Source organism: Klebsiella sp. DY2415, assembly GCF_026314315.1.
Classification (GTDB): Bacteria; Pseudomonadota; Gammaproteobacteria; order Enterobacterales; family Enterobacteriaceae; genus Klebsiella; species Klebsiella ornithinolytica.
The window spans coordinates 1,882,671-1,901,318 of sequence record NZ_CP111115.1; the positions used below are offsets into that span (position 1 = coordinate 1,882,671).

Consider the following 18,648-nt stretch of genomic DNA (forward strand, 5'->3'; position numbering starts at 1 on the left):
AATCGTGCAAGTCAACGCCTGATATTGTGTGTCGAGATGATTTATTCGCCTTTTTGTGACTTGTATAGCGTTTTTTTAATATTGACTGCACGAATTCGTGCATGTAGCATGAAAACATCATCAACAAAGAGGGTAAACTTATGTCACTTAAGGACAGTCCATACGAAGCCGATCTTCATGAACAGGTCACTGCGCTAAAGGCGCAGCTTGCTTATACCTTACCGCCGGCATTAGGTGAATTGGATTTGCACGCTTTCGGGCGAATTGTGTTATCAGGTATGGGCTCATCAGACTATGCAACCATCCCGGTGGAGCGTGAACTGCTGGCGATGGGATTACCCGTATGGCGCGTGGATGCAGGGAAATTGATGGATACGCCTGAGCTTGTTACGTCGGATACCCTGCTGTGGCTAACGTCTCAGTCAGGAATGAGTGGTGAAGTGGTGGCACTACTGGATATGTTGAAAGGGGAACGGCGACCGGCGACTATCATTGGCGTCACGAATGGCGAAACCAGCGAGCTGGCAAAGCAAAGCGATATTGTGGTTACGCTGAAATCTGGGCATGAGTCCACCGTCAGCGCGAAAAGCTATCTCAATACTCTGGTCGCGCAGTATCGTATTTTCCTGGCGCTGACCGGGCAGAGTGAAGCTTCATTACTGGCAGAACTGACGGCATTTTTACCACATGTTGCCGGACTAATTGCCGAAGATACCTTCGTACATCCTTTAACCGAGGCGCTATTTCGCCATTCACAGCCGCGCATTGCGTTAATTGGTATTGGGGCTGATGGCACAACAGCTATGACGGGGGCACTCATTTTGAAAGAGGCCAGCAAAATGACCGCAGAAGGTTATCTTGGTGGTGAGTTCCGACATGGTCCAATGGAAACCTCCGGCGAAGGAATGCTGGCTCTGTTGATTGGCGATAAAGGCAGTGAAACGCTGACCCACCTTGCTGAGGAGCTGGGTGCCAATGGTACGACCGTGGTGACTATTGGACCAGAACGTTATGGGAATGGAGTACATCTACCGACCTCGTCCGGTGAAGCTTTATTACGCCTGATTGGCGGGATGCTGTACATCCAGCACATGACCGTAGCGTTTGCGAAAGCGAAAGGACTGGTGCCAGGCCAGTTTTTCTATGGACAGAAAATTACGGTAAAAATTTAATATTCCGTCGGCGCTGTCGGCATACACGGTAGGGAGAGTAGGTTGAGATGATGCAGCCAAATGTTTGTGCTGGCCTTGATATGGGGGGGACGGGCATCCGGATTGTTATTATGCGTGAAGAGCGTGTTTTGGCCTCCACGACGATATCGACAGCATCGTTTGCCGATCTCGCGCAACGACAGCGAGTTTCGATATTAGCGCAGAGTATTCTCGGCTTGCTTCCCTACGGTACCCGACTTATTGGCGTGGGTATCGGGGCCAGCGGGCCGGTTAATGTCGAGACGGGGGTGATTGATAATCCGTATACCTTGCCAGCTTTTTCAGGTTTTCCTCTCGCGGCACAGATGGAAACCTGTCTGCAGGTACCGGTCAGAATGGATAACGATGCTACGACAGCCGCATTGGGCGAGCACCATTTTGGCGCGGGGATTGGCAGCTCGCGGATGTTGATGGTGACACTGGGTACCGGAGTAGGGGTCGCATTGCTCGATCGCGGTAAGCCGTTTCGGATGGCAAACGGCAGCCATCCGGAAGCCGGGCATATTGCTGTCAGTGATGATGAGCGGGTTTGCTACTGCGGTCTGACCGGGTGTTGGGAAAGCCTGGCTGCACGTAGCTGGTTGCAAACTACGCTCATGGAACGAGTGCCAGAGGTTGATTATCGGCGGCAACGCCTGGTCGACTGGCTGGAAATTTGCCGGCAGTCTCCGGAGATAGCCAGCGTGTTTTATCAGTATGGACGGCAGGTCGGGAAAGGGTTGGGATCTCTCTTGATGGCGTACGGTCCTGACACGACGGTATTGAGCGGCAGCGCGGCGTCACTCTATCCGTTGTTCGAACAGGGTCTGCAAAGTGTTCTTCAGCGCGCTGCGGGTTTCGAGATTAATCGCGATATTCATATTTCGCTGCTTGGCGATACTGCCGGAGCCATGGGAGCAACCCGGCTTCTTCCTGATGCGACTTTGCTTATTTAGCTGATTACTATTACTATTCACACGAAATCGTGCATATCACATGGGATGTAGTCAATGACCGCGACAGAGCGCAGAAATCAAATTATCGAGCTGATCAATGAGCGGGGATACATCAATAGCGGCGAGCTATCCGCTTTTTTTTCTGTTGATAGCTCAACCATTCGCCGTGATTTAGCGTTTCTTGAAAAGAATGGCCGCCTGTTGCGCACCCACGGCGGCGTTCTGCCGCAGCAAGACTCGTTGGATGGCGATTCTCCCTGGAACGTGCGGCGTGATATGAACGTTCAGGCCAAATGTGCAATAGCCCAGGCGGCATTGGCCTGTATTCAAGATGGTCAGACGCTGATTCTGGATAATGGCTCAACCGTATATCAGCTGGCCGTTGCGCTGCGGGAAAGAAAAAATATTACCGTTATTACTAACGATTTGATGATCGCCATGCAACTCTCTCAGCATCCGTCTATCACTTTGCATGTCGCTGGCGGAGTGATGCTCAATAATGTGTATACCCTTGTTGGACCGGATACCCTCAGTAAATTTGCGAACGTGCATACTGATTGGGCGTTTCTTGGCGCTGAGGGCGTTCATTTCGATAGCGGGATTACCAACATCAATACGGTAGAAGTCTCTGTAAAACAGGCGATGATCGCAGCGGCAAACCAGACAATAGTGCTAGCCGATAGTTCTAAAATTGGTCATAAAGCATTCTCACATGTATGCGGCCTGGATCTTATTACCCGGGTTATCACTGACGATCGGCGCGCTATCAAAGATGTTAAGCGCTACGGTGATAAACTGGAAATAGTGAGTATGTAAAGGGCGGGGAGGTCACGAGGGCTATTACGCGGCGAGGTCTTTTCAAATCAGATGGAAGGCTGTGGCACTCACGATCCGAAACCAAAGAGTAGGGAACAGGCGTAGCGAGAGAAAGTAAAAAGGCCGCTTAAGTTTCTTTAAGCGACCTTGTTAAATATGACCCGGTGCTGGCCCTGACGCAACAGGTTGAAAGGGATGGTGTCATGTTGGTATTTATCAAACCCGGTCGGACAGCACCGAATACCTTTATCGAACGGTGCAACCGGATGCACCGGACAGAATACTGAATTTTTAACTGGTCAGAACGCTAAATAAGTTAACCGGAGAGGTGACTTTTTACTTCGGGAAATATTGCAGATATTGCGGTGAGGGGTAATTTGGGCATCCAGGTACGGGTTGTTCTACGAGAGGTTTAAATTTCCGCGGCTTCCCGAGGATGGGTAAATAAGGTTTTTGGTCTGTGATGATCACAATACCAATTCAGTTGTGAGAGGGGTGCGGTGACAGCACCCCTTTATACACTCTTAGAAGAAATCAATGCGCGTATTGATACCGACGGTGCGACCCATATTGACCTGCGCTACGGCGCTGCTGCCGTTCATATAGCCATAGGTACGGTAACGACGATCGAACAGGTTATCGACATAAACGGAAATATTCATCCGTTCAGTCGCCTGCCAGCCCAGGCTGCTGTCCAGAGTGGCGTAAGCGCCTTGCCGCAGCTGGTTGTCGCCATCGAAATAATGCGGCCCGACAAGATTGACCGCCAGTCGGGGCATCAGCGCCCCATAGCGGGTATCGATCAGGCCGTTTACGCTGCTTCCTGCGCCATAACGCGGCACGAACGGCACCCGGTTACCGCGATACAGCTCACTGTCATTGGTGAATTCGGAACGGATCGCGTTGCCATTGATATCCCATGACCAGCCTGGTGCGAACCGCCATTTTGCTTCAAGCTCAACGCCGGTGGCGTCGGCTTTCCCCGCATTGCTTAAAGTTTGCATCCCGACCGGACCTGAGTAGAGCTGCATGTCTTTGGTATGGGTATAAAACGCTGCGGCTTGTAGCGTAACATCGGCGGTTTCGTAGCGAGTGCCAAGCTCATAGTTAATAGATTTCTCTGCCATGAACGGTTTGGCATCAAGACCCGCCGTAGGCACAATATTATATCCGGAAGGTTTATATCCCTGGGCTACGCGGGTATACACTCTCCAGTCGTCGGCCAGCATATAGCCTGCGGAGAGTTGCCCGAGCACCCGATCGTCATTGCTCTTACCCTGGTCGCCAAATGGGCTACCGAGCACGCTGCCGTGATATTGCGTGCTGGCCTTATCATGTGAGAAGCGAACGCCGCCACCGATATCAAAACGATCGCTTAAATGCCAGGTCAGGTCACCGTAGGCGGCCAGAGTTTCAGCGCTGGTATAGCCGGTGCTGCTTAAATAAGGCATTGTCGGCATGTCGTAGGTCGAATTTATCTTCTCGCGGGTGTTCTGCCGATACAACCCGAACACCATATCAACGGTACGCGTATCGCCGAGGGTGGCGGCGCGCAGCTCCTGCACATCCTGATTCCAGCGCTGGGGCATATTGACGATTAACGAGCCAGAAGGGAAGGTTCGCGAATAATCCTGCTGCTGCCAGGCGCCGATCAGATTGTAAACCCAGTCAGCGGTGGTGTACTTCGCGCTCAGGGTCTGGCTGTCAGTGCAGCGCCGCATGTACGGGTCTGGTGAACCCTCGCCGAGCGACAGCTTACGGCTCTTAATATCATTCCATGCCACATAGGCATCCTGGGTGGCGCGAGTACATTCGCGTGAGGCGGAAAAACCCATCTCCCAGGGCCGATCGTCCGGCGCCAGACGCAGTTTCACATTCCCTATGCTGGCGCGGGTGCCGCCTAGATCATCGCTTCCCGTCGCGGGGTTAATCATCTCACCATCATCAACCTGGCGTAACAGAGTGACGCTACCGTACAGCAGGCCATCCTCAATGGGGCCGCTCAGGTTGAATTTGCTACGATAACTGTCGCGACTGCTGACGCCACCTTCAATATAGCCGCGAAGCGTGCTGTCCGGCTGCTGGGTGACGATGTTGATAATCCCGCCCTGAGCGCTTTTGCCGTATAACGTTCCCTGCGGGCCACGCAGCAACTCTACGCTTTGCACATCGGTTAGCGCCTGGATGGTGTTAGTGGAAAGCTGAGGGACGCCATCGACATACAGGGTGACGGCAGGGTTATAAAAGTCCTGGGCTGAAGAGATGCCGCGTAGCGAGATCGTTGAAAAAAGCATGTTGCCGCTATTTTCAATATTGAGCCCGGGCAAGACTCTGGGGAGTTTGTCGCTGGCGGTCACGCCGGCGTCGCTTAACTCCGGCGCGCTGACAACGGTAGAAGAGACATTGTTGGCTGAGGCCGAACGAGAAGATTGTTTACTGGCGGTTACCACCATCGTGCTTTCGTCCGGCTGGGAAGTTTGGGCATGGGCAATGGCAGGAAGCAAAAAACCTCCCAGAACCAGAGGATAAAACCGTGTCATTTTCATTGTTATGAGTCCCTGTAAAACGGCGAAGCGCCAAAATACCGACAATATTGAGTTGAAAATGATAACCATTTCTAATTGCGCTGCTACCCGAAACGGGTTTATTTCAACCTGTTTCGGGTAGGGTTACGCTTATTGGGCAGAAGGGTGATAGCGGTCGATGGCGAGAGCCGTCAGGCGCTTTTTGTCTATCTTGCCGACGGCGGTGAGCGGCCAGTGGTTCAGGAACTCGATTTGGTCAGGGATTTTCCACGCGCTGAGCCCCATACTGGTCAACTGTTGACGTAGCTGCTGATAGTCAGATGGTGTTTGTTGCGCGATGATAAATGCGCAAATCCGCTCGCCAAGTAGCGTGTCCGGCGCGGCGACCACGGCGCAATCCTTCACCTCTTCTAAACGCATCAATGCCGATTCGACTTCCGCCGCGGCGATTTTTTCTCCGGCACGATTGATCTGCTCTTTTAGGCGCCCCTCAACGCACAGGTTTCCCGCCTCATCCAGCCTGACATTGTCACCAGTGCGGTAAAACCCCTGCGCATTAAAAGCGTGCGCGTTGTGAGCAGGAGCGCGGTAATAGCCCGAAATGGTGTAAGGGCCGCGTGTTAACAACTGCCCGATTTCGCCCGGGGCGACGTCGTTCTCGTTTTCATCAACGATTCGGATTTGATCCTCGGGAGACAACGGACGTCCCTGGCTGTGGAGAACGGTGGTTCGCGGATCGTCCAGCCGGGTAAAACAGAGCAGCCCTTCCGCCATACCGAAGACCTGTTGCAAGGTGCAGTCAAAGGTGGCGATAACCTGCTCAGCAAGCGTCGGGTCGAGCCGGGCGCCGCCCACCTGAATGACGCGCAGAGAGGAGAGATCGCTCTCTTCCCACTCTCTGGCCTGGATCCACAATTGCGCCAATGCCGGAACCAGAGCAACGTGGGTGACTCCTTCATTAGCGATTAAGGGCATCACCTCATCGCAACTGGGGCTGTCGGTCAGCACCACTTTTCCGCCGCAGGCCAGCGTTCCCAGAATGCCGGGGCAGGCTAGCGGAAAGTTATGCGCCACGGGGAGGACGGCGAGATACACGCTCTGTTGACTGATGCCGCACAGTTCGGCAGACGCGCTGAAGTTATAGCTATAGTCGGCATGCCGGCGCGGGATAAGCTTTGGCGTCCCGGTTGTGCCGCCTGAGAGCAGCAGCAGCGCGGTGGCGGAAACATCAGGCTGCGGCCACTCCTGCCGTTCACCGCGCAGCGAGAAGAGAGGCGTAAAATCGTCGCCTGCGCGCTCTTCTACAACCAGAACATGACGTAAGCAGGCGTGTTTGTGCGCCATCTGGCGGGCCAGCTCTGCGTGGTTTTCCCCGTGAATAACGTAAGCGACGGGTTGCGCCAGCGCCATCAGCGCGTCGATATCCAGCGCCCGTTGGGAGGGCATCGCCAGAACCGGGATAACGCCCAGTCTTAACAAGGCGAACAGCAGGATCACAAACGCGTTGCCGTTAGGAAGCTGCACAATCACCTGCTCCCCCGGGTGTAAACCCAGTGAGGACAGACCTGCGGCAAGTTCGTCGACCCGTGCATCAAGCGCGCTGTAGGTAAGTGAACCCTGTGCATCAACGACGGCAATTCGCGAGGCATAGCGGACCGCCCAGTGGCGCAACTGCTCGGCAATGGGGAAGGGATACGGTTTAATCAGAGATTCAAAAGAAGAATGCATACATCACCTTTCTAAAATGCTGGGCCGTTTTTGCAAAGCGGTCATCGCAGAAAATGCGTGGGGAAAATGGCGGACAATCTGCGTAAAAAAAGACCGGGATTGTTGAAGGGGATAGAAATGGTCGCCGTCAATCACGACCGGGCCTGTAACGTGGCGCAGCCACTGATGCCAGGCATCGACCTGTTGCCAGGAGGCTTCGCGATCGTGGCTGCCGCACAATAGCAGCGCGGGAGTGCGCAAGGGGGGACAGACATCGGGCGAGTCGTAGTGATAGCTCTCGGTGGCGTAAAAGTCAGCGCGCAGGAGAGGAAGAAACAGCGACATTAACTCCTTGTTTTGCCGTAGTTCAGGAGAACATCCGCCAATGTCTATCAGCTCAGCGATAAAGTCGGCATCATCGCGGTGGCTGAGCTGGCGTTCAGAACGCAGATGCGGGGCATGGCACCCGGAAATAATCAGTCCTTGCGGCGCATGCCCCTGCTGTTCCAGAAGTCGGCAGGTTTCAAACGCCACCTGAGCGCCCATGCTGTGCCCGGCGAGTAAAAGCGGTGTATCAGGCGATAGCGTCTCTTCCAGTTCGTTGGCCAGCAGCTCCGCCAGTTGCGTAATGCTTCTGACCGGCGCCAGATGGCGAAGGCGATCGCGCCCCGGCCAGATCACCAGGGAAAGCGCGCAGTTCGCCATTTGAGCATCTCGCCAGTGGCGAAACGCGCTACTGCTGCCACCAGCGAAAGGGCACATGACCAGATGCGCAGTATTGGCGCCCCGGGCGGGCCACAGCGGGATACACATTGTAGATTGCATCACTGCGCCTCCTTATCATCGGTGTAGAAACCGACTAAGCGGTCGTGGTGCGGCGGCGTAAGGCGTCTGATCTCCGCGCTGCCAGCCTTACGTAATATCTGCTGCCATAAACGGGATAGCGCTATCTGATGAGCACTGTGGCAGGCCGCTGGCGGATGTTCGCCCGCCAGATGGCCGCACAGCTGTTGCAGCAGCCAACTGACGCCCTCCGGCCCGGCGCTTTCGCAACAGTCACGCCAGTTCAGAGGGGCTACGCTGCGCGTCAGACCGGGTGGGTCGCGCAGGATCTCCGGCCTGCGATAGAGGCTGTGGGCGTTCTCCTGATGGTCTGCGACAAACAGGCTGGATGACCAGATGACGGGGCCGTAGCTCGCCTCCAGCGAAAGGTGGCCTTCCGGCCAGCCCAGCAGCAGGCGGTGCATAATAAGACTATGCATATCCGGATCCTCAGGGTCGAGATAGCGCTGAAGCAGCAGGCAGGCTTCTCCTTCCGGCCAGCAGAGTTTCAGGCAGTGAAAATCATTAAAGCTGCCGACCACGTCGCACTCTACGGTGGCGGCATCCACGCCCAGCGCCAGCAGCAACAAATCCAGGGTCGAGTAGAGCAACTGTCGGCTGGTGGTGGCGTGGACTACCGGCGGCGCCTTCGCCAGGCAGCGCCGTAGCTGCTGCGCATCGCTAAGCCATGTGCGTCCTGCAGGCGTATGCGGATAAAACGTGTTGACCCAATAGCAGCAGCCCTGTTCCTGCGCCAGCGTTTGTAATGAACTGATGTCATCCGGATGGAGGGGATGCTCCTGAATGACGTGCACACCGCGCGTCAGAAAGTGTCTGGCAAGCTGCGTACCGGTGCCACCGGCGACGGTCGAACGCACGACAATACAGGCAATATCCGGCATCTCGGTTATCTGCTCCGACGAGGTATACAGCGGAATACCAAAGGCATGAGCCAGCTCCCTCGATCGCGCGCTTCCCTGGGCCAGCAGGCCAACCAGTTCCAGCCCTTTCCCGGGCCGCATAAAGGCATTAAGGTACATTTCGCCAAATTTGGCGCCCACAATCAGTACGCGTTGTTTTGGGATGGCAGACTGCATCATAACGTGTTCTCCGGTTGCGTTGAGGTGGCGCCAAGCCAGCGCTTAATGTGTCGTGCGCAGGCCTGAACGTGGGGAAGTTCCAGCATGATTTGCCAGTGGCTGGCTTCAATCACATAGTCGTCAGCGTTGTTTATCCAGTCCTGCCATTCGGTTTCTGCCGGCGTCCAGCGCGCGGGTCTCCCGGCGGCATAGACCATGAGACAGGGGATCGGAACGCTTTCGCCTGGCGTATGCTCAACCAGCAAACGCAGCAGATGCGCGATGTTGTCGAGCCACGCTTCTGCCGCTTGCTGCGTCAGGTTTGGCGACACCATACCGGCCGTTTTAGCGAGGCTGATAAAGTCGGCCAGCTGGCTGTCGGGCGCCTGTTGGTCGAAATGTTCCGCCAGCGCCAGAGGCGTTTGTCCTGCAGCTAACAGGCGCAGCAGGGCTGTCCGGTTTTGGCAACAGAAATCCTGTCGACACACGGGATCGATTAACGCGATCCGAACCGGCTCGCCCCTGGCGTACAGGCGCTGTGCGGCGCCCGCCGCGAGAAAAGCGCCGTACGACCAACCCGCCAGCACGTACGGGCCGTGAGGCTGCTGGCGGCGGATGCACTCGACATATTCGTCGATCATCTGGTCAAGCGTTGCAAAGCGCTGCGGTGATTTTGCCTGCAGGCCGAAAACGCGCATATTCAGCGTACTGGCGAGTGGGAGCCAGGCGCTGACATCGCCGTCCGAGGCGTGGAAGACGAACAGGGTTTCGTCGCCATCGCCCTGGCAAATGGGGATCGGGTTGTCCTCTCCCGCCGAACAGGCCTGCAGGTGGGCGCAGAAGTCGCTCAGCGTTGAATGGGTGAACAGATCCTGAAGGTTGGCCCTCGCAATCCCTCTTTGGTTCAACTGCGCCACCATCCTTGTCGCCATCAGACTGTCGCCTCCCGACTCGAAAAAGTCGTGATGTCTTGCCACAGGGCGAGACAGCAGCGATTGCCAGAGTTCAGCCACCTGTTTTTCCAGCGCCGGGTTCCCCCCGGCAGCTGGCATGGGTTCAGCAGGTTCAACCAGCGCATCAGATGGAGCATGCAGCGGCGCAAACAGCGTTTCTCTTTGCCGGATCTGTAAAACGGGCAGACCGCTGCCGAAACGCTGCTGTAAATCGCGGCGCACGGCTTCTTTGTCCGGGCGATTTACACCGGGTGAACGGGCCACCAGCAGATGCTGGCGCAGCGGTGACGACTCCTGCGCGGGCCACGCCAGCTCGTTGGCAAACCCGGCCTGAACAAGAACCTCCTGCCACGCCGAAAGGGTGAGCATCGGCTTCTCATCCCGACGGCGGAAATCGCGGTATCCGCTTAATCCCTCAATAAAGCCCACGCTCGCCAGCTGGAATACACTGTTTCGCTCCGTCGCCTCAACGATCAGCAAGCGTCCGCCGGCGTTCAGCAACAGTTTTAATCGGCGCAACGTCTGGACGACATGGCTGGCGTCGTGGAGCACGTTGACGGCAATGATCAGGTCGTAACCCGCCTCCGGGTGGGCGCTGAAATCCAGCGGCTGGTTGATATCGAACAATGCGTAAGTGACGCATGATTGATCGTGGAAACGGCCTCTGGCATCGTTGAGGAATTGCGCAGAGACGTCGGTAAAGTGGTACGACTGCCGCGTGTTCCGCGTGGCTTCCAGCACCGGTGCGGCAGTGGCCGCGGTTCCGGCGCCAACCTCCAGAATCCGTTCTGCGCCGCACAAGGCGGCAATCTGCGCGGTGTAGCGATTCAGACAGGCGCTGGCAGGGTTGTCCCGATACAGTGCGTCAGTGACGCGCAGCGACTCGTTGAACAGCAATTCCAGCGGAGAACAGCGTCCGGAGAAGAGATCGTCGTGCCGGGCGATGCAGGTGTCCAGATACTGCGCCAGCGCCTGGCTCCATTGGCTTTGCGGGCATGCCTGCTGAGGTTCAGGAATCTCGCTGAGCGGAATACGGCAGCGCCAGCTTTCACCTTCGCGGATTAACCATTCTCTTTCCGTCAGACACTGTAGCCACTGGCGCAGCAGGCGCTGGTGAGACGCTTGCGCGGACAGCGCCTCTGCTATCCCGGTAAAGCGATGGGCGATCTCCGGCGTGGTGAACAGGCCGTGGCGATTTAGCGTGGCCGCAATACCCTGCAGCGCACGCGCTTCCAGCCAGCGCCAGGTCGCCTCCAGCTCATCAAGTTGCGCCTGCTCAGGCAACGGCAGCGCCAGCCGGGCAAGATCGTGCCCGTCAGAAGCGGCGGTTAAGCGCGGCGGAACGTCGGCCATCACAATATCCAGCGTTAACGCGCCTGTATCGCTTATTTCCGCCCTGGCCTGTTGGATGTGCGGATGTTCGAGCGTCGCCTGCTCAATATCCCGCAGATCGTAGTCGGCCTGCGCGCTCAGCGGCCAGCGTCGGCGGGGAATATGCCCGGCGATGCCACTGGTGCTAGTCTTCAGGCTTTCAGGGCTGGTCATGACGGCCTGCAGAATGGCGCAGTAGTCATTGAACATCGCTTCAGCAGCGCCTGGCTCCAGTACGTTGTCCATGCAGTACCAGCTAAACATCAACTCGTCGTCGCTCTCCATGACCTGATGATCCAGCCAGACCTGCGGCGTTTGGGTGAACACATAGCAGGGTTCGCCAAACAGATGGCTCATTGCCCGATCGATAGTCATCCCTTCCAGCGTCATCCCCAGCATGCTGGTAAAGACTATCGGCATGAGCGGTTGACGTTGTGACCCGCGCAGGCGACCCAGCTCACGGATCACCTCAACACCGTTCATTTCACTGTGTGCCATGTTTTGCCAGAGGCGCCGTTGGGTCTGTTGCATTTGCTCCTGCAGCGTCACCGGTGTTGAGAAGTTAAAATCGACCAGCGTGACGGAGGTAAAATCACCAATCAACTGGTTGATTTGCGGATGGATCGGCTGGCGATTGAAGAAGGTCAGGTTTAGCGTAAAGGCCGGGGTGCGACTCCAGCGTTCAAGGGCGGTGGCAAACAGCGTGAGCAGCGCGGCAGACGGCGTGACGCCTTGCTGCTGCCAGCGCTGTTTTACTGCCTGCCATTCTTTCTTGCCGATCGTCGATTTGAAGGTGGTGAAGCGTGGCGTTTCCGGGGCTGTTTCAACCACCGGGAGCTCGGGCGCTAAGGGCAATTGCGGCAGTTTTTCCTGCCAGTAGTCCCAGGCATCGTGCCATGCCGGGGTCTGTCGACGCGCCTGTTCAGCCATCACATAATCACGGAAGGTAATATCGAGCGGCGCCAGCGTTTCGCCGCGCCAGGCCTGCGCCAGGTCGTCCATCATGACTTTAAAACTCTGCACATCGAACTGCAAAAGGTCGAGGTTCATGTGCAGGCGGTAGCGGCAATCGTCGATTTCGCTGACCGCCAGCTCAAAGAGAGGCCACTGGTCGGCAGGCAAAACGCGATAGCTAAGTTCATGCCGCCGTTTTTCCAGCGCTATGCGCTGTTCTGTCGGAGAAAGCGTGCGCAGATCATCACGGGCGATGCGATATTCCGGCGTTGTCGCCAGGATTCGCTGCTGCCCGTCGGCATCCACCACCATGCGCAACATATCGTGACGGGCAATGAGCTGGTTCCAGGCTTTCTCCAGCACGGTGAGATCGAACTCATCGTGGCGTTTATCCCACTCAAACAGGACGTGGCAGGCAACGCCACCATAGCCAATGAGATGTGTGCGCCCCAGCCAGTAGGCGTGCTGAATGGGTGTCAGCGGGAAGGGCATATAACGCTCACCGGCGTCGTGCCGCAATACTTCCGGCTGCGAAGCGCCAGGCGTCGCCTCGGGCTTACCGCAGATAAGCTGCGCGAGGCCATGAGGCGACAGATCCTGCCATGCCCGTTCCGCATTGATGCGTACGCCCAGGTAGTGCTGAATATCGCTACTGAGTTCAAGGAAGAGCAGCGAGTCCATGCCAAGTTGCAACAGATCCTGGTTAGGGAGCAATGACGCCGGATCGTTTAGTCGTAGCTGAACCGCAATCCGCTTTTTCAGCCATGCCATCACCGCCGTTTCATCGCTCAGGCTGCCGTTAAAGGCGTTGTCATCAGCAGGAGGGATGACGGGCGTTGCGGTTTTTCCGGCAGCACCGACGTTAAACAGAGCCTGTTGTAACGGGGGCATTTTGTCGATGAAAACGCGCATCGCCAGCCGCCACGGAGTACCGCGCATCACCGCCTGTTCCAGGTGCCAGCAGCCTTCAGCATCGCTTAACGCACCCATGCCACGGCTGGCGAGCGCCGCCAACATTTCCGGCGTGGCCGCCCGACCGCTTTCCCCCCATGCGCCCCAGGCGACAGAGAGCGTTTTCGGCGCATCAAGGGTGGAAAACTGTTGGGCCAGCCCGTCGAGATAACCGCAGGCCAGCGCATGGGCGCTTTGACCCGAGGCGCCGAGGGTGGCGGCAGCGGAGGAGTAGAGAATAAGATAACGTCCGCCGTGGTTGCGCAGGGTTTGCAATAGCTGGGTTGCCGCCTGCGCTTTTACCGCGAAAACGGCGGCCAGCGGGGGGTGATCAAGCTCCTGCAAGGGGGCATCAGCCAATACGCCAGCGGCATGAATCGCCCCGGCAATGCCGCCGTTGGCCGCCAGTTCATCAAGAACCGTGGCCAGTTGTCCGGCATCGCCCACATCACAACGGCAGACGCGGGTCTGCTCACCCTCGATGTCGCGTAGCCATGATTCATCCACGCGCGGCGCCAGCAGGGCGATGCGTCGCGCCCCTTTTTCTCTGAGCCAGTTCACGGCAAGACGGCCTAATCCGCCAAACGCTCCCGTTACCAGATGCCAGCGGTTATCGCCAGCAAACACGTTTGCCGGTAATTCGGCGGCGCATCCCGTATTGGGCGCCAGTGAAGGGAGCCAGAGGGTGTTACCCCGCGCGGCGAGCCAGCGCTGAGAGAGGGAGACGGCGCTCAACCCTCGATGCAGCGTTTCTCCCGGGGTGTTTTCGGCGAGATCGATGGCGGCAATCAACCGTTCTGGCTGTTCGTTGGCCGCGACACGAAGCAAGGCCCATAGAGCATGATGGGAGGCAGAAAGCGCCTCATTTTCCTCGATTCGCCACGCGCGGTGAGTAACCACAATCAAACCGGCTGTGCTGGCGGTAAGTGCCTCCATCACTTTCTCCGCTAAGGCCAGAGTATCCTCGCTCTCCTCAACAACCATCAGGAGCAAAGAGGCCTGCGGATCGTGGATGATGCCGTATTGCGCCAGCTTGTCGCCGCGCGCAAGCGTATTGGCGCTGAAGCTGAAGGTAAGAGGATGGTCAACGCTGGCGACGTTGCAGGGCGTCCAGCGCCATTGATAATGCGTTTGCGGGGCAGGAAGAGGCGCGGCGGGCGAAAGCGGCAGCCACTCGCCATCAGGACGACGGGCTTCAACGCGCATCTGACCGCGGGAAAACGCGTTGTTTTGCCAGCTTAAACGAACGTCCCCCAGCCATTCCGGGGCGGTGACGAGGGGCGGCTCCCCGGGAAAATCATCGCCATGACGCTGTGAGAGCCGGCGCCAGGCCTCCTGCCAGCGGGCGTTAAACCGCTCAGGCTGACCAGCACAATCAGACCAGTCGGCGAGGTAGTCAGCGCTATCCGTCAACGCCTGTCCCAACACCGGGTCTGATGGCGCGCTGCCTGAGGTTGCACAAACCGCCTGACCGGGCAGCGTGGCAAGAATGATATGTTCGCTCATCCCGGCGGTTGGGCTGCCATCCTGCGGTAGCCACTCCACTTTGCTGAATCCGGCCCGGCGACACTGTTGTTGCCACTGATCGGTGGTGAGGAATAACTCACCTTCGCGGGCGCCGATATCCTGTAGCGGGAGGACCAGCGGACCGAAAACGAAATCAAACAGACGCATTGGCTGGGTGATTTCGCGCATCAGCAGGCGTCCGCCCGGTTTGAGCAGGGGGCGCAGATTGTCGAGCGTGTGGCCAATATGGCGCGTGGCATGAATCACGTTCGCCGCCACGATAAGATCGTAAGACTGCGCCTGGAAACCCTGAGATTGGGCCTCTTTTTCGAGATCCAGCTCGTTGTAATGCACAAACTCATAGTCGGCGAATTTCTGCTGCGCGCGGCGGGTGAACAGCGCGGAGATATCGGTGAAATGGTACTCCAGCGCTGGAACGCCTCTGAGTTCCGGCAGTAGCCACGCGGTGGTCCCGCCGGTTCCGCCGCCGACTTCAAGAATGCGCAATGGCTGGCGGGGCTGACGCGTCTGGAGGATACCGCGTAATACCCCAGCGGCGATTTGGTTGAAATAGCGGCCAAAACTGAACTCCTGGTACAACACCTCCACGCCGTCGGAGGCGCTTTGCGGGAAGATAATCGCCACCGGTTCTTCCGCGCCGCTCATCATTTCATATAACCGATCGCCGGCACGGGCGATGGTGTCGGGAATGGCCTGAAAACCTTCACAATAACTGGCAAGTTCCGTCAGCAGTGATTCCCGCTGTTGATGATCTATGGGACGGGCGCGGGTGTAACGTCCGTCGGCGCAGCGGTAATCGCCGTCGACCACGCAGTTGTTGAGCAGGCGCTGGAGCAGCTGCTGGTAGCGGGGCAGCAGACGGCCACGGCGCATGATGGTTATGGCGTCCACGCCGTGCTCAATGGCATCGCCGGTACAGCGTTGAACCAGCCGATCGACATAGATGGCGTGCAGTCGCGTGGCGCACTGTTTAAGCGCTTCCAGACGGGGGAGATCGAGCGCTGTCGCGGCGCGACTCGCCACCGCCAGCCCGGCGGACAGCGCTGCGTCGGCAGGCTCGTTGGCGCGGGAGGCGCGATCTTTCCAGTAACGCTCGGTATCAAACGGATAGCAGGGGGCAGCGATACGTTGTCCATCGCCCGCCAGCAGGTCGGCCCACGGTAAGGCGACGCCGGCCGCGTAAAGCTGGAGCAGGGCCTGATTGAGGACATCGCTCGCCTCTTTGCTACGTCGGGCGCTGGCTATCCAGTATGCGTTATCGCGATATTCGCGCTGCCCGCAAGCAACCAGCTGAGCATCAGGCCCTGTCTCAAGAAAAATGCGGGCGCCGAGTTCATGCGCCACCTGAATACTCTGGATAAAACGTACCGGCTGGCGCATGTGTCGGCGCCAGTAGTCCGCCTGATTGAGCGTTGACTCATCGATGACGTCGGCGATGAGCGTGGAGATAAGCGGTATTTGTCCCGGCTCAGCGTGCAGCCCCGCGCAGGCTTCCTGAAAGCGGTCGAGTATGGGTTCCAGTAAAGCGGAGTGCGCGGCGCCGGTTACGCTCAGACGACGATAGTTGATGTCATGCTGAGAAAGTGCGGCGCAAAATTCCGCGAGACGGGCCTCCGGCCCGGAAAATACCGTATGTTGCGTGCCATTGTTGGCGGCGAGATCCAGCTCAAAGCGGCGGGCCAGCGGCATTAGCGTGTCTTCGTTTGCAAATACCGCCACCATGGCGCCGCTCGCGCACTGCTGCATGAGCGCGCCGCGCCGACAAACCAGTGGCATGACCTGTTCAATCGTATAGTGTCCGCAGACGACGGCAGCGGCAAATTCACCGACGGAATGACCCATAGCGAAGTCTGGTTTTAGCCCTTCAGCGCGCCAGTGCGCCGCCATTGCGATTTCAAACGCGACAATCGCCGGCTGGGCCCAGGCCATATTGTCCAGCTGCGTCGAGTCGGGGTTAAACATCGCTTCCCGCAGTGATGGCGTGAGCATTTCGCTACAGGCGGAAAAACAGCGATCCAGCGTGTCGGCAAACGCCGTCGAATGTCGGTACATTGCCTGGCCCATCGTGCGCCAGTGCGAACCCTGCCCGGTAAACAGCCATGTCTGCTTGCCGCTGGCGCCGTGGCCGCTGTAAACAGGCGGCCCCGATTTATCAGTAGCCCAGGCACTGAGCGCAGCGGCGGTTTCACGGTTTAATGGCACCGCCAGGCGGAAGGGAAGATCGAGACGGCGCGCGTGCATGGCCGTAAAGGCCAGATTGTTGGCATCTGCATTCTGCGCCAGCGCCCCGGCATAATTGGTCGCCAGTTGCCGCAGCGCGCTGTCGCTGGCGGCGCTGAGTAGTAGCGCGGTGCTCTCTCTGTCGCCATCGGCATTGGGGAGGCGCGTTTTGAGCGCATCGGGCAGCGAGGCGACGATCATATGGCAGTTGGTGCCACCAATACCAAAGGAGGAGACGCCCGCATAGCGTATTTCGTCCTGCCACGCCTGTGCCGACACCGGTATGGTAAAAGGGCTCTCTTCAATCTTAAGCGCCGGGTTGGGCGAGTGAAAATGCAGCATTGGCGGAATTTGGCCGCGGCTTACCGCCAGAACGGTTTTCAGCAATCCGGCAATACCCGCTGCGGTATCCAGGTGGCCCATGTTACTTTTCACGGAACCCAGCGCACAGCGTTGCTCCTGCGGACGTGGCGCGTAGACGTTGCGTAGCGCTTCAATTTCAATCGCGTCGCCCAGCGGTGTGCCGGTGCCGTGCGTTTCAATGTAACCGATCTGCCTGTCGTCGATGGCCGCCAGCATTAACGCCTCTTCGATGACCGCCTGCTGTCCTGCGACGGAAGGGGCGGTATAACCGACCTTTCTGTTGCCGTCGTTGTTGACCGCGCTGGAGAGGATCACCGAGATAATCGGATCGCCTGACAGCAGCGCATCTCTCAGGCGACGCAAAACCACGCAACCCAGACCGTTACCGGCCCAGGTACCTTCCGCTGAGGCGTCAAAAGGACGACAGTGACCATCGGGAGAAAAAATCATCCCGGGCTGGTAGCGGTAGCCCGCCTGCTGGGGGAAAGAGAGCGCCACGCCGCCGGCAACCGCCATATCGGATTCACCTGCGCGCAGGCTTTCGCAAGCCAGATGCACGGCAACCAGCGAACTGGAGCAGGCGGTCTGTACTGAGAGTGCCGGACCGTGCAAATTGAGTTTGTAGGCGGCGCGGGTGGCAATATAGTCCTTGTCGTTGCCCATCAGAGATTGCAGGCCCTTTACCTGCGCGACTTCAGTCACGTTCAGCGCCTCACGACCGGGATAGGTACTCATCCGGGAAGAGGCGAAAACGCCGGTCTTATGCGGGACGGCGCCGGGGGCATAACCGGCATGCTCCAGCGCATGCCAGACCGCCTGTAAAAACAGGCGCTGCTGCGGGTCCATCGATTCCGCTTCCTGTCGTGAATAGCCAAACAGAGTGGCGTCGAAGCAATCGGCATTTTCTAAAACCGTACCGATATTGACGTAATGAGGATCGTCAACGGTGGCGGCTTCCAGACCGACGGCCAGAAGCTCTTCGCGCGCAAAGCGTCGGCTGCATTCACGACCTTCCAGCAGGTTTTTCCAGAACGTTTCGCCATCCGGCGATTCAGGAAAATGGCAGGCATAGCCGATAACCGCGACAGGTTCGCAGTCCGGGAAGTGTTGAGCGATCGATGCATCAATGGAATCTGCTGTCGGCGCAGAAGAGAAGCGCAAGTTATCCATAATCGGTCCCGTTTCCTAAGATTCACAAAGTCAATGGAACGCCA

Annotated in this window: 8 protein-coding genes and 1 pseudogene; 4 read left to right on the forward strand and 5 right to left on the reverse strand. The window is 57.7% G+C overall.

Going from position 1 to position 18,648, the window contains the following annotated elements; all coding sequences use genetic code 11:
• Positions 1 to 140: 140 nt before the first annotated feature.
• From OQV00_RS08770 to OQV00_RS27130, 4 genes and pseudogenes are all read left to right on the forward strand, one after another.
• Positions 141 to 1,172, forward strand: a complete 1,032-nt coding sequence (locus OQV00_RS08770; protein ID WP_048023867.1) for an SIS domain-containing protein — start codon at positions 141 to 143, stop codon at positions 1,170 to 1,172.
• Between the two features lie 47 nt (positions 1,173 to 1,219).
• Positions 1,220 to 2,146: an ROK family protein gene (locus tag OQV00_RS08775; RefSeq protein ID WP_048023869.1), complete on the forward strand. Its 927-nt coding sequence runs from the start codon at positions 1,220 to 1,222 to the stop codon at positions 2,144 to 2,146.
• Between the two features lie 54 nt (positions 2,147 to 2,200).
• Positions 2,201 to 2,962, forward strand: a complete 762-nt coding sequence (locus OQV00_RS08780; protein WP_048023871.1) for a DeoR/GlpR family DNA-binding transcription regulator — start codon at positions 2,201 to 2,203, stop codon at positions 2,960 to 2,962.
• Between the two features lie 167 nt (positions 2,963 to 3,129).
• Positions 3,130 to 3,243 (forward strand): annotated as a pseudogene (locus OQV00_RS27130) (IS3 family transposase); the annotation flags it as partial.
• Positions 3,244 to 3,486: 243 nt separating this feature from the next.
• Here OQV00_RS27130 and OQV00_RS08785 read toward each other — a convergent pair.
• The 5 genes from OQV00_RS08785 to irp1 all read right to left on the reverse strand — a co-directional run bounded on the left by OQV00_RS08785 (position 3,487) and on the right by irp1 (position 18,604).
• Positions 3,487 to 5,508, reverse strand: a complete 2,022-nt coding sequence (locus OQV00_RS08785; RefSeq protein WP_064359029.1) for a TonB-dependent receptor — start codon at positions 5,506 to 5,508, stop codon at positions 3,487 to 3,489.
• A 129-nt stretch (positions 5,509 to 5,637) separates the two neighbouring features.
• Entirely contained in the window at positions 5,638 to 7,215 is a 1,578-nt protein-coding gene (ybtE, locus tag OQV00_RS08790; protein WP_004864412.1) for a yersiniabactin biosynthesis salycil-AMP ligase YbtE, read from the reverse strand.
• A gap of 3 nt (positions 7,216 to 7,218) precedes the next feature.
• On the reverse strand, positions 7,219 to 8,022 hold the full coding sequence (gene ybtT, locus OQV00_RS08795; RefSeq protein WP_075808391.1) for a yersiniabactin biosynthesis thioesterase YbtT: 804 nt from the start codon (positions 8,020 to 8,022) through the stop codon (positions 7,219 to 7,221).
• Positions 8,019 to 9,116, reverse strand: coding sequence for a yersiniabactin biosynthesis oxidoreductase YbtU (gene ybtU / locus OQV00_RS08800; protein ID WP_099843878.1), 1,098 nt, complete (start codon positions 9,114 to 9,116; stop codon positions 8,019 to 8,021). The genes ybtT and ybtU overlap by 4 nt, the downstream gene beginning before the upstream one ends.
• Positions 9,113 to 18,604 (reverse strand): yersiniabactin polyketide synthase HMWP1, encoded by a 9,492-nt coding sequence (gene irp1 / locus OQV00_RS08805; protein WP_266280200.1) that lies wholly within the window; start codon positions 18,602 to 18,604, stop codon positions 9,113 to 9,115. The genes ybtU and irp1 overlap by 4 nt, the downstream gene beginning before the upstream one ends.
• Positions 18,605 to 18,648 lie beyond the last annotated feature (44 nt).